Origin of the sequence: Bradyrhizobium diazoefficiens (genome assembly GCF_016616235.1) — a bacterium.
GTDB lineage: Bacteria > Pseudomonadota > Alphaproteobacteria > Rhizobiales > Xanthobacteraceae > Bradyrhizobium > Bradyrhizobium diazoefficiens_H.
In genome coordinates, this window is record NZ_CP067100.1 from 221,277 (window position 1) to 234,965 (window position 13,689).

General features: G+C 60.1%; 5 protein-coding genes, 1 tRNA gene and 1 pseudogene. 2 read left to right on the forward strand and 5 right to left on the reverse strand.

The annotated features are described in order from the left end of the window. Window positions 1-4 precede the first annotated feature (4 nt). The 3 genes from JJB99_RS01000 to JJB99_RS01010 all read right to left on the reverse strand — a co-directional run bounded on the left by JJB99_RS01000 (window position 5) and on the right by JJB99_RS01010 (window position 9,970). A complete protein-coding gene (locus tag JJB99_RS01000; protein ID WP_200496978.1) occupies window positions 5-5,176 on the reverse strand; it encodes a DEAD/DEAH box helicase in 5,172 nt (1,723 codons plus the stop codon). A 403-nt stretch (window positions 5,177-5,579) separates the two neighbouring features. Next, window positions 5,580-9,203 (reverse strand): DEAD/DEAH box helicase, encoded by a 3,624-nt coding sequence (locus JJB99_RS01005; protein WP_246775117.1) that lies wholly within the window; start codon window positions 9,201-9,203, stop codon window positions 5,580-5,582. Then, window positions 9,203-9,970, reverse strand: a complete 768-nt coding sequence (locus JJB99_RS01010) for an aminotransferase (RefSeq protein WP_246775118.1) — start codon at window positions 9,968-9,970, stop codon at window positions 9,203-9,205. Before JJB99_RS01010 ends, JJB99_RS01005 begins: the two co-directional genes overlap by 1 nt. A gap of 435 nt (window positions 9,971-10,405) precedes the next feature. Between JJB99_RS01010 and JJB99_RS36870 the strand changes: the two are divergent. Beyond that, a pseudogene (locus tag JJB99_RS36870) lies at window positions 10,406-10,552 on the forward strand (Arm DNA-binding domain-containing protein); the annotation flags it as partial. 202 nt (window positions 10,553-10,754) lie between these two features. Here the strand turns inward: JJB99_RS36870 and JJB99_RS01015 are convergent. After that, on the reverse strand, window positions 10,755-12,278 hold the full coding sequence (locus JJB99_RS01015) for a tyrosine-type recombinase/integrase (RefSeq protein WP_246775119.1): 1,524 nt from the start codon (window positions 12,276-12,278) through the stop codon (window positions 10,755-10,757). A gap of 164 nt (window positions 12,279-12,442) precedes the next feature. Continuing rightward, a tRNA-Leu gene (locus JJB99_RS01020) sits at window positions 12,443-12,529 on the reverse strand. A gap of 150 nt (window positions 12,530-12,679) precedes the next feature. On the opposite strand from JJB99_RS01020, the gene JJB99_RS01025 reads away from it, so the two are divergent. Then, on the forward strand, window positions 12,680-13,645 hold the full coding sequence (locus JJB99_RS01025) for a complex I NDUFA9 subunit family protein (protein ID WP_200496979.1): 966 nt from the start codon (window positions 12,680-12,682) through the stop codon (window positions 13,643-13,645). Window positions 13,646-13,689: the final 44 nt, after the last annotated feature.

A 13,689-nucleotide genomic window follows, 5' to 3' on the forward strand; every position in this document is an offset into this window, starting at 1 on the left:
GAAATCATCCACCAAACATCGTGCGCATCGCCTGGGGCACTCCCGCAGTGACCGCTCCCGGCAACTCGAACAGAGTCCATCCCTTGGCTTCCGCCGCCTCTCGCGCTGTCTCGGTCAAAGGGTAAACGCTTGCAGCGACGAAATGGCTGCGCCAGGCGTGGGTCATCTCCTGGCCGGAGAAGCTGACGGCCGAAGCGTCAGGCGCCGGAATACCCGCATCCTTGAAGACTTGAGCCCATCCCCCGCCCTCGGTCGATTGGCTCTGCGACGTCGCGAGCACCACCTTGCCGCGCGCAAGATCGATCAGCATCTGCTTCGCTTCATTGCTCGTTCGGTCAATCAGCTCGTGATCGGGCTGGTTGAAATAGGAGAGGAGACAGCGATAGCATCCGCGGACGCATGCCTCCCCATCGCGGTTAACGAGCAGTTTGGCGTCGCCGGCTGCAATCGCTTCATCAACCTTTTCGAAATGCATGAGTGTCAGCGCTTCTCGCGCGACCTGGCTGAGTGCCTGCGCATCCTCGATCAGACGACTCAACACGCCTGCGCCACCTTCAGTCGCCTCGTAGGCCAGGATGGCGCGTCGATTATCTCGGGCAGGCAGAGGTTCGCCGAGGATCTCGCCTTCTTCCAATTGGAAGACGACCTCGATACCCCTCATGAGGGCATGCTGGACCGTCGCAATCGTCTCCGGTGCATAGGCCGTGGGTTCGTTGAAGCGGAAGAGCAGCGCGTTCTTGTGGTCGCGGACGATTGGAACGATCCGCACGGGCCGCTCAATATCAGGAGCCGGATCACCATCCTGATCCTCGTCCTCGGCCTTTGCCCAGTAGCCACTGCGCGGATCGATATAGAAGCCGAAAACGGTCCGGTTAGCCCGCCGCTTGAGTCCTTTGTTGATCCGGCTGATCTCGGCGCTGTTGGCGTATTGTAAGCTGAGAATCGAGGTCTCCTCGCAACGAAAATCGGCTGCGGTGATCTGCGCACGGCCGTCCCGCTTCGGCCAGGAAAAGACGGTCTGGATGTCGAAGCCTTGCCGTACCCGCTCCTCGTCATTCGCAGTGATCCGCTCAGCAGGTGCGGCTTCTACATTGTCAATCCGGAGCGTCCTCTGCACCGGCACCTCGCCAGCCATCGGGCTGTTGCAGGCATGACAGCGCTCGACGTCGCCGTCATGACAGGCGCCACAGTTCGAGCAGATGAAGATGTCCCGGGTAGCGAGCTCCGCCCCGTCCTCCGTCCGCACTTCCGGCGGCAGCTTCGCCTTCATGACTCGGTAGGCGCGCCCTTCGTGATAGATGAGGCTGCGCGGCCCGAATTCCGAAATGGCCAGGAAGCGGGCGCGCTGGAGGAACGAGCCGGTTTTCCCTTCCCCCGGGATAAAGGCGTAGAGTGGCAGACGGGGGAAATTGTAGCCCGGCAGGAAACCTTCCGTCGCGAGATAGCGATAGGAGTAGAAGTCGGAGCCGTTCGAAGCCTTGCCCTGCTCGAGAATGGTGATCTGGTCGCTCGCCTGCATCTGGGCCGCCTTGATTCGACGGCGGTCTGCGCCCGGGAGCCCAGCGATTTCCGAGCGGGCATTCGCCTCCATCAACTGCGTTCGGGCTGAGTTGTAGAGCTCTCGCCAACGGTCGAAGGCGCGATCAAACTCTTGAGGGGCACGCTGGGCAACCGCTGAGATGAAGTCATCCGGCTCGCCCATCCAAACGGGCTTCCGACCATCCATCGAAGCAAGAATCTGATGGAGGACGCGCTTCATAGGGGAATGTGCCGCAATCACCAACTCAGGCCGATCGATGACGTCGTGAATCGCTTGCTTCAGCGGGTAGCCAGTCTGTGTCAGGTCGAGCACTTCCGGAATGTCGGGAGACAGGGCGAGCTTCGCTTCGGCAAGCCAAACGGCATGCAGGTGTGACCGTACGAGTTCTTCATTGGTGATGTCGAGCGCCGGAGGACGAACGACACCGGCCACCATCTCGTTACGCCGCCCAAAGAAGTACTGGTCGTGCGGCGACTGAGCGGCGCAATAGGTCACGATGACAGCGGCCTGGCCGGAGCGACCCGCACGGCCGGCGCGCTGGGCATAATTCGCGGGCGTCGGTGGCACGTTTCGCAGATAGACTGCGTTGAGCGCCGATATGTCGACGCCAAGTTCCATAGTGGGTGAACAGAACAGGGCAGGCAGGAATTGCTCTGGTTCTCCTGCCGCCTTGAGATCGGCGGCACTCTTCGCGAGATTTTCCTTATCTTCTTTCTCGAACCGAAACCGCCACTCGCGCCATTCGCGCTGCCTCTGTGATACCTGAGCCGTGTGCTCACGGCCTTCGAGGCCCCAAAAGCTGCTCTGGCCCGCTTTCAGATCGGCTGCGATCTCACTGTAGAGATCATGAAAATAGCGGTTTCCCTGCGCTGCGCCCGTCCGGATCGCTTCGCCGGGCACAATGCGAACCGCTGATGGCGACAGTCGCCAGCCCTGCAAATCGGCTTCGATGTCGATGCGCGACACCAGGCCTTCACTGGCCAGAAACTCCATCAGGCCCGTCATGACCGTCAAGTAGTCCGTCTTGCCGAGCTTGGTCCCAATGATCTTTTTGCGATTGATGAGGCGCGAGATGCGGGAGTTGTGTCCCGCACGGACGATCGTCTGCTCCACCCTCAGGTTGACATCGTTCCTGCCCGGAGCCTGCAGAAACAAGGCCGTGCGGCTTCTCGGTTTCTCCCTTGCATCGATGGCCCAGGGCGCACGCAGGAGATTTCTCGACTTCTGCGCGACGGCGTCGAGTTCGGTCAGATCGAGCGCTTCCGTGCCAACGGCGAGGCCATCGAGCATGGCGCCGAGGAGCAGCTTCAGCATCGCCTTGCGCGCAGGCCCACCGAGGGTCCCGAATTCTGGGAGAATGCTCGTGAGCCGCGCGGTATTTTCCACGACGTCGTCAAGCCCAATGAACTCGACGTCGATGAGCTTGAGCACCGAAAGGCTCGGGTTGGTGTAGCGCCATCCCCGGCGCAAATCCGTCCAGAGCCGATGGGCAAGGACCTTCGCGAGGGAGCGCTGCGCGTCTTCGCGGATCACAGCACCGGCTTCGGGGTCCAACATCCAATGGATGCGGGCGTCCTTATTTCCGGCCGTGAATCCGAGCGCCTTCACGACCCTCAAACCGAATTCGTCCTCGGTCAACCCTGCATCGCCCGCATCCAGAACGGCGCGCAGGATCGCGCCGCGCAGCAAGCTGACGAACAGGAAGTCATTGAAATGACCGGCCTGGAGGGCCGCGTCCTGCCGGTTGTCCGTGAAGCCCAGGAGCTTGCGCTTTTCCTTCGGCACGCCGCTGCCGCGCCCATTCATCCATTCCAGCGCGGTCGCGACGAGAAGTGTCGTGGCCGAGCTTCGGCCCTCGCCCGACAGACCCGCGAGTTTGTTGCGTTCGCGCATGCGGGGCGACGCCTGATCGAGGCAGCACGGGCAGAAGCCGAACCTGCCCGGGATGAACCAGAAGCTCTTCCCAGATGGATCGTAGCGTCCATCCGGAGCCACCGTGACTGGCTGAGGCACCTGGCGTTTCCTGCTCGCGCGGAGCCGCTCGATGCCGTTGCGTTCCTCGCGCCAATCCTCGGGATAAGACTCGATCTCGCCCGTGAAGGCATAGTCGGGGTCACCGTCGCCCGTGGGACTCAGGTAGCCTGCTGTGTCCCCCTCCTCATCGTCAAGCGGCGTATCGTCGATGTTCCTCGGCAGAAAGAGGATTCCGTCAGTATCTTCGGATTTGGTGACGACGTGGACTTCGTGTCCGCATTCCCGGCAGAAACGGGTTGGATAAAGACGATGACCAGGCGCGCTGGGATCTTCGAGCTGACCTTCGAACAGCACATTCCTGGGCTGGTTTGTCAGCGTGGTAAAAACTTCACCTGCGCCAGAGATGAACTGGTGGAGTTTGAACGCCAGGAATGCACCGCTTCCCGAGCCGCCCCGCTCGGTTTCCGGAAGGCTGATGCGGGTCAGGAATGACTCAAGGCCACTTCGGCAGGTTTCGATGTCTACGCCGCTATCCTTCGATAGCAACGCTACAGCGTCCCCAAAGGGGATCGGCTTCTTGCGCTTGAGTTCTTGCGCGTCCTCTAGACCGATCACCAATTCAGTCCAAACCGCCAGAGGATGCTTCCTCAGAATTTGATCGGTCAGCACATCCGGGAGCGCAGATGTCAGGGCAGGCGCAAGCTTTGGCCGCACGTCGTCGAATTTCAGCAGATCATCCGTCGCCCGTTGAAGCGACTCGTCGATGACCGATTCCGGCCCAATCGGAGTCCCGAATAGGCGCGATGCCACGTCCGCCACAGCTTGCGCGCGGTTAGTATCGGAGCCTTCGCTCGCCATGGTGGCCGAGGTCCCGATGCAGATTGGCGCCTTGTCCGGCGTACAGCGGTTGCGGAGGCGACGAACGAGGATGGCAACATCGGCGCCCTGACGGCCGCGATAGGTGTGCAGCTCGTCAAGGACGATGAAGTTGAGTCCGTGCGCGTTCTCTATGACCCGGGTATCGAGACTATCCTGCCGCGTCAGAAGCAATTCGGCCATCATGAAGTTGGTGAGCAGTATGTCCGGTGGGCTATCGGCAATCCGCTGCCGCTCTTCTTGGCTTTCCTGACCGGTGTAGCGCCGCACGACAGGGCGAAGCTCGTCGGGCAGGCCGGATTGAGAAATGAACCTCTCAATCTCCTTAATCTGGCTGTTGGCCAGCGCGTTCATCGGATAAACGATGATGGCGCTGGTCCTGCGCGGCCTGCTGGCTTTCCGCGCGCGGACGATCGTATCGACTATAGGCACAAAGAAGCAAAGCGACTTGCCCGAGCCGGTTCCAGTCGTGACCACGTAACTCTGTCCGCCCCGAGCCTTAGCGATGGACTGCGCCTGGTGGCGATGAAACCGCAGGGGCGTTGGCCCGAACCGGAATATTCTGCCGGTCGCTTCGTCGAGATCGCCAGAGGCGACCAGATCATCGACCGTCGACCCCTGAAGATATCGAGGGTTGAGAGACAGCAGAGCATCCGGCCAGAAGCGACCAGCATCGTATTGGCGGTCGATCTCCGATTTCAGATCATCAGATCGAATGATGCTGAAGGAGCGTGAGAAGCGAGCGTAAGAATCGATAAGTCGATGTTCGAACTCAAATGCCTTCATTACTTGTCTCGCTAATACTGGTCGTTCGCCCGAATGCGTTCCGTGGACAAATTGATCTTGGCCGGCAGGAACCCTTAAGGGGCAATGGCGCTATTCCGCCTAGCGGTCAGGCAAGGCAGCCGTGGCTAGACAATCATAGGTATCCGACAAGAGACGAACCGCCTATTGGTAGAGAGGCTATTCTGTCCACGAGTTATCCTCGAATCAACCATCTCGAAACATCTCCGCCCCCTGATGCCCCAACGTCAATGGTCTCGGTCACACGCAGTAGTTTTAGAATGGCGCGCATATCGGTCGCCCTCACCTCGCGCCATCCCCGGACCTTGATCAAGTCAAAGCCCGGCATCTGGCTTCATTCGATCGCAGATGGCCCGCTTTCTGCATTCCGTTCCCAGCAACTCCCTCAGCGCGCTGCTCGATAGGCTCGTAGAACCACGGGCTCCCCTCTAATCGCATCGAGAATGAAGTCGTCTGAAAGAGCGCTTTCGTCGAAAGACTCCAGCTCACCGTTGGAGCGCGCGAGTTCATAGCCCGCCGCGTCGAGCCAATAGACGGTCCCGGCGATACACACAGGGAGCACCGCATACTGTTCGTTGCGACCGTCCGTTCCGGTCAAACGGGCAGGTTCGGGTGCCTCTGCAGGGTGGTCGACCGCTCTGCGAGGAAGGCTTCTCTCCCACTCCAAAAAATGCCGAGGATCGATCCGGTCTTCCGAGACAATCTCGTCGACCTCCCGTTCGAGCCAGGCATTGAAATCCGTACGAAGTGCCGCAGCTTCCTGCCGCGTTTTGGCGCGCCCCTGTGCCAGCGCAAAGGCCACGAAGGGATCGAGGGTACCCCAGCGAAGAAGCTCGCGAGCCCAAAATCCAAACCAGGGCAGTTCTGTTGTCCCCTGCCATTCAGCAAGGGACGGCACCGCAAGCGGGCTGTCTGCGCCCTGCGTCCATGCCTGCGCGACTACCGCTCCGATCGCGACGCCAAGTCGAAATTCCAGATTTTCGGAAACGAACCTCTGCCAGGATCTCAGCGCCGCGGGCTCGGGCGCAGCGGCTTCCGCGGCTCCCATCCACCACCCCAACACTTCTTCCCAGTTGGCCAGCAAGTCCCGGTCAGTTTGAGTATTGCGGATTCGGAAACCAAAGCCGCGATCATCGGTGAGAAGCTCACCAATGGCTTCGAATCTTGCTAGCCGATCAGCTTCATCGTCGCTGCCATAATTACTGGCAGCCAAAAGTTGAACACGAATGGCGGCCGCGGTCGCTTCGAAGCGTCGTCCGACGTGTGGCGAAAATCCATATTGATAGAGCCGAGACCGTTCAGCAGGGTCTGTGTAGACCTTATCGACCAGCCCGCGACCGCGTTGAATGAATGCCGATTTTAACCATTCCTCGCGAGCAGCGGCCGCAGCTGTAAAGCTGCTGCGCCACACCTCTGCCAGCCTTTGCTCAAGGGTCGTAGGTTCTAGCGCAGCGCCGTCGAGTCGTGAAACTTCCTCGATTGCAGACAGAAGGACGGCATCGAGTTCGTCCAAGCTGTCCGCCAACCTAGGCCTCTCGCCGGCTACGCCCCTTCCCGCATGTTCAGTGATGTCGCTCGGAGCAGTCACTTCGAGCCAATCCAAGAAAGCTTCGTTATCATCATCGCCAAAGATTTCTTCGAACTTCTCTCGAATAGCTTCGAGCAGAACACCGAGCGGGCTGTCGATTGTCTCTCCGCCAAGCTCCTCAGCGCGCAAATTCCTGCGCATCTTGACGTAGTTCGCGCGCAGTCCGGCCATCTGTCGCGTTTGCAGCCCCCGCAACCGAGGCGCAGTTGCTCCAATCGTCGTCGGCAGGGCAACGAAAGTCATGCCTTCCATGCCCTTTGCTGCTCCGGGACGGCCGGCGCGGCCTGCTAGATTCCGGAACTCAGCCGTCGACAGTGGTCGAACAATTCGCTCTTCCTCATCGGCATCGAAGCTTGCGCGCTGGAGCGACGTAACAAAGATGATGTCAAACGGTAGATTGACGCCTTCGCTTAGGGTCGCCGTAGCCAGCGTGATCGGACAGATCTTGCGATCGATAAGCTCAGTCATCAACCGCCGCAGACGCTGCGGCATCTGCCCGTGGCTAGTAGCAATGCCACGCGCGAGAAGCGCGGCTTCGTAGGAATTCGCACCGCAGTAATCCACGCAACTGTCAAACGCTTCGCGATAGAGCCCGCCGAGAACGCCTTCAGGTGGTTCGAATTGTGTAAATCCGGTCCAGGTCGGGAGAGCAAATGCCTCAACATACCAACCCATGGTCTGTTCTGGTTCTTGCGCAATGGAAATTAAGATACGCCGCTCGCCGTCTACCAGATGAAGCGCGGTCCAAAGGACACTGAGTTCGTTGAAGCGATAGAGGCTGGAATACATGCGGGCCGGCAACTTTGGCATCGGCCCAATGCGAAGGTTCATGTAAACGGCATCCCCGCGATCCTGCAGGCGCAGTCGCTTGTCGTTCAATAGCTCAAGCAACAATCGAGACGAACGCCCTCGCGCGTTCTCGAGCACGCCGATGATCTGCCGCGTACTGCGGTAGCGGATACCAACGGCTTGCGCATTTTCGCGTCCTTCCACCCAACGGGCGACGGGACCGGCAGCACCGCCAGCGACTGCGGTCAAGGCGATCCGTACCAACCCGGGCACCTGTGCCAACAACCGCGAAACGAAGGACTCAAGGCGTAAGGCGCGGCTGCTATGGTTCGCAAAATCCTTGCGCGCACTGTCAACATCGTCAGGTACGACCTGATGGGCTTCGTCGATTATCAGCAGTTTGAGCCGGGTAATGAGATGGGGCGCGAGATACCGCATCAGCGCCTCAGCCTTTTCGACTGTAGCAACGAGCACGGTTGGCTGATCAGCGGCCAACCAATAATCGGTGATCCCCCAGTCGGTGCCGCCATATAGGCCGGTTACGATGAATTCAGCGCCTAGTTCGCCGCGCAGCTTGTGTTCGACTTCGCCCGCGAGGGCGCGCGACGGCACCAAGTAGATTGCCAGTGGAACGATGCCATCATGGTCCCGCAGTAGCAGTTCTTTGACGATCCCAAGATTAGCAATCAACGTCTTGCCCGAACCGGTCGGAGTGCAGAGTGCGAAAGAGTCCTCTGCAATTAGCCGCTGAAGTCCAGCCTGCTGGGATACCCAAAGAATGCCGCGTCCCCGACTGTATTGACGCCGGCAATAAGCTGCGAGCTCACGACTTCGTACATGCCCTGCGGGAGCCAGTCGCCTGACCGGCCCATAGATACTGGCAGCAGCATAGGATCGCGCAACCGCATAGAGCAGGCTAATAAGCAAAGAGATATCATCGCTGAAGGTTCGCGCCGCCATGCCATCCAGCGCCTTCATCTTCAGCAATGCTTGGGTTAGCCTGGCATCGTCGCCCCGCCGCAGACAGTCGGCGCACAGGCCGAGCGTTCGAACAAGTTCAACTGTAAAGTACCAGCCGATGCGGCCAGAACCTTCCTCCCGGAGGATGCTGGCCGACCCCTCGCGCTGCAGATATTCTGGGTGATCGCGCCAGAACACGACACAATGCGCCAGGACGGCATCGAAGTTGGCACGCAGGAAGCTTCCGTAGAGGGCGCTTCCCGGGTCGTCCAGATCGGCGAGGGATACGAGAGCATCCGCCATCGCAGGTAACCCGCCGAGCTGGAAGGCCGCAGCTGCGAGCAACTCCACTGGGGTGCTCCGCCGGATATCGTCTGAGGCCCGCGTCAGCCATTCGAAAATTTCGCCCGCGCGCCGATAGCAATCGATCGCCCCAGCCGAGGTCGCGCCCTCGATGTCATAGAATATCTCTGCGGCATGGAGCAGCCGCCGAGCGTCCGAGATCAGCGTCGATGATTCCCGGTCACGCCACCCGAGAGCTGGCAGGTCCCAGCTGGTCTGGAGACAGCGGACCAAGGCACGCGCTTGCGGGACGGTTAGCTCATTCTCAAGCGCGAGACCGATGCGCAGATTATTGGCGACCTCTAGCCGTTCGAGATCGAACTCTGGCATTATCGCGCCCAGAGGCTGTCGTAGACAGCATCGATGAGATGTTCGCCATCATTGAGGATGACCTCGACGATCTGCAGATCGTGCGGCGCCTTATAATCTTCAGGACACTTTTTCCATGGTATCAGGCTATGTCCCTCGCCGCCACGCGACGGAACGTCATTGCCAACTATCACGACAAGATTGGTACGCGGCACCACCACCGGATTCTGAGCGGTGAGAATCTTGTCAAGCGACAGGATCGTCGCCGAGAAGGCGTCGGGCTCGCGATCGCGCAGGATTCGCTGGAGCTGACGCAGTCCGTGCGGCACGCCCATATCGGTGTTGAGCTGAGCCCATATGCCTTTGCCACTCGGTATTTTATCGCCGGTATCCGGGCAGTCGATTAGATCGAGCATCAACTTGTCGACGGCCGATTTCCGCAGCGCAGCACGCCACTTTGCCTCGCCCGCGATGAATCTGGTCACCGCACCATCTGAGTCCAACACCAACGCCAGGAAGTCAGAACCCCGCCGGCCGTAGGTGGCGCGCAGGCGCCTAGCATCTCTGGCGAAGGCAAAAAGATACTGTTCGACGTCCTCGTGGAAACGAAACAAGTAGACTGGGATGTACCAGGGATGTTCTCCGACGTACTTCGATTGATAATGCTCGGTGACAAGCCCAGCCATTACTTCACCGAACAATCCACGACGCGTCGTGCTATCGAGACATCCTGGATAGGTCGCGTGAGCTACAGAAGCATCCGCATCAGGATGCAACTCGATGCCCATTTGCTCGTGAAAATACTCCCGTGCGTCCAGATGCGCGGACTCGAAATATGGACGGAGCGCTCCCACGAGCGAGTCATCACGGCTCCCGCTCTCCTCAAGAAGAAGGTGGCCATAACTACCGTTGGTTCCCGGATAGACCGTTAACCACGCATCCATCGCAGAACTAGGCGGCGCGCAAGTATGCATCGTCAATTCCCCCACACCTAGCTATCGCGATAGCGCTATCGACGCCAGAGTACACCACCACATTGATTGTGAATTTCGATCATCACCGTGAGGTTGCGCATTATCTCCAACCCTCGCCCCGAAACATGGCCGCCCGTCGACTGAACCAAAGCCCTCCATATGGGCTTGGACACGACGCCGAAGATTCGGAATGGCGCGCGCATACAGGTGCTCACCGCCGTCAAGATCAAACAGAATCTCAAGCCGGGGATGTATGCCGACGGGCTTGGGCTCTACCTGAAAGGCCGCGTCAGCAACTCCAAGAGCTGGATCTTCCGGTATCGCACCGGCGGCAGGCTGCGGGATATGGGGCTTGGCTCGTTTCATACCTTCTCGCTTGCGGAAGCACGCGAGAAGGCGGAGGTCTGCCGTGTCATGCGGCTCAAAGGTCTCGATCCGCTGGAGGAGCGCCACAAGAGCAACAGGCCAAAACAATCGAAACGGCTGAGGCCACCACCTTTCCGAAGTGTGCCGAGACGTACATCGCCGCCCACAAGGCGTGCGACGGTCCACAACGCCGACGGACCGTGCTCACGCCGTCGGAGGAATGCCGTAGCCTTCAACAAACGTCAATGTTTGGGAACCGGTCGACGGCCTTCGCCTTCGCAGCAATGGTTACGTCCCCGTAATCCTCAGAAGCATTGCGCGGTGCGTGCCCCTGTATGGCATCGAGCACCCGCATGGCCACCTCTTGCTCAATGCCGATAGTCTTAAAACGATGGCGCCAGCCATGGCTCGGATCAACGTTCGGGTCCTTCAGAACCTCGCGCACGAAGGCGTTGACCTTATTCCGCGCTGTCTTCACCGCCTTGCGAACGCCAAGATCTCCAGCTTTGGGGTCAATGAATAGATAGCCTCTTGAGGACCTCTCATAAAACTCTGGAAAACCTTCTTCGATGATTTGCCGATGCAGCACCACATCTCTGGCTTCGTCAGTCTTCACGGGGCCCGCCTCGGGCGTCACGTGCACGACCCAATCTTTGCCTTCACGGCGAACGTCCTCTTTGCGAAGCTGAAGCATCTCGCCTACCCGCGCTCCCGTGAACGCACACAACCACGGCACCCACCGCTTGGCCAACGCCAGCTTCGGAGCAGCCCTCCCAGCAGCAGAATTCCGGGCGTGCTTGAGAATGGCGGTTGCTTCTCGGTCGTAAAATCCCTTTGACCTAAGTTTGCGCGATTTGCCGACCTTGATGGTAAGTCCTTCGGCAGGGTTGGAGTGCATGCGGCGGTTCATGACTGCCCAGCCAAACACCGTCTTTAGGCCGGCTAGGTCACTGTCCTTCACGGTCTTCGCACTCGCGCCGCCCCGCAGCCGGTGATCCTTGAAGCGGACTATGTCCTCCGGCGTTACGCGGCCCGCCTCGTCATGCTTCAGGAAGGCCACGAGCTTCATCGTCGTCTTCTGATAGCTCTCATAGGTACTCTGTTTGCGACCGGCGGCCTTCGCCTCCTTCCACCAATCCTCGACCAATGCCGACAGCGACCCGTTAGAGGCGCCAGACTCCAAGGCGACCTTTCCTCGTTCTGCCATAGCGTCTCCTCGCGGGAGTTGGATCTGTCGAGAAACGGACGAGAATTCGCCTTCGCCTCTTGCCAGTTTTGCCAAAAGTACGCTGGCACGCTGCATGGCGGCGCCGAGTGCGCGGGCCATGGTTCGGCGGTTCTCAAAATTGATAAAGATCCCGTTGGCCGTCAGATAGCCGTCAGCAGCATCCAAACACGTCTGTTCCATCCGGAAAATCTTGTCCTCCGGCAATTCCGGGGCGCCATCCAACACCCGTTGAGACGCAGCAAGTCTCAGCTCCCTTGTCTGTGGGGGGCCAAACAGCCGATCTCCGGCCACGACATCCCAACCGGTCTGTTGGCTTGGGTTATCCCTGTACATCTGCAGCCACTGATCGTAGGCGACGAGGGCAAGTTGATGCGCCTCACGTTCAGTCAGCAGTTTTGGCCCTGCGCGTAGGTTGGCCCACCGAGCCTCGAGCTCGGCAAGCGCCTTCGCGAAGCGCTGTTTCGCCTCGCCTGGATCGCGGGTTTGAAGGCTTACTTTCTCCTCGCGCTTGCCGACGATCTTACGCAAATCGTCAGGAACAGCCTTTCGGAGCTGATAGATTCCAGTTTTGGGATGCTTCCACGGACGCGACATAGCTAACGGCAATTGTACCACCCTTCTGTACCATTGAGGAGCGGGTAAGCCGTTGAATCTGCTAATTTGCTTTGGATTTCACGCTCTTAGAAGAGCGATGGTGCCCAGGAAAGGACTCGAACCTTCACGGCCGTTAAGCCACTGGCACCTGAAGCCAGCGCGTCTACCAATTCCACCACCTGGGCATGCCGTTTGGGGCACGGGGGCGGTTACTACGGTTCAGTGACGCGGTTGTCAATTCATGCTTGAGCCGTGGTTCGGCTTGCCGATTGCGCATCGCAAACCGGCCCGATACAAGCCTGATAACACGCACTCTTCCTGCAGGAATGGCTCCCATGGCATCGAATCTGGACACGCTGGTCACGGTTTTCGGCGGATCGGGGTTTTTGGGCCGGAATGTCGTCCGCGCCCTGTGCAAGCGGGATTACCGGGTCCGTGTTGCGGTACGGCGGCCGGAACTGGCCGGATACCTCCAGCCCTCCGGCAAGCTCGGGCAGGTCCACGCCGTCCAGGCCAATCTGCGCTATCCGGCCTCGGTCGAGGCGGCGCTGCGCGATTCGCATGTCGCGATCAATCTCGTGGGGGTGCTGGCTGAGAGTGGCGCCCAGACCTTCGACGCGGTCCAGGCCAAGGGCGCCGAGACCGTCGCCAAGGCGGCCGCAGCGGTGGGTGCGAGCCTGATCCATGTCTCGGCGATCGGCGCCGACGCGCAATCGCCCTCGCGCTATGCCAGAGCCAAGGCGGCCGGCGAAGCCGCCGTCTTGGCGGCGGTGCCGTCGGCGACGATCTTCCGCCCGTCCGTGATGTTCGGCCCCGAGGACCAGTTCACCAACCGCTTTGCGGCGCTGGCCCGGATCTCGCCGGTGCTGCCGCTGATCGGCGGGAGCACGCGGATGCAGCCGGTCTATGTCGGCGACGTCGCCACCGCGATCGCCGATGCGGTCGACGGCAAGGCCAAGGCGGGGGCGACCTACGAGCTCGGCGGTCCGGAAGTGCTGACGATGCGCGAGATCATCGAGGCCATCCTTGAGATCACCGACCGCGAGCGCATGCTCGTGCCGCTGCCGTTCGGCCTTGCCCGTTTCCAGGCCAACTTCCTGCAATTCGCGCCGGGCGCGTTCAAGCTGACGCCGGACCAGGTCACGCTGCTCGAGCGCGACAACGTCGTGTCGGATGCGGCCAAGGCCGCCGGGCTGACGCTGGAAGGCCTCGGCATCACGGCCGATTCGCTGGAAGCGATTGCCCCGCAATATCTCTGGCGCTTTCGCCCGCAGGGCCAGTTCCAGCGCATGGGCGTGTGAGTTTTCTTTTTAACCTCTCCCCGCCTGCGGGGAGAGGTCGGATC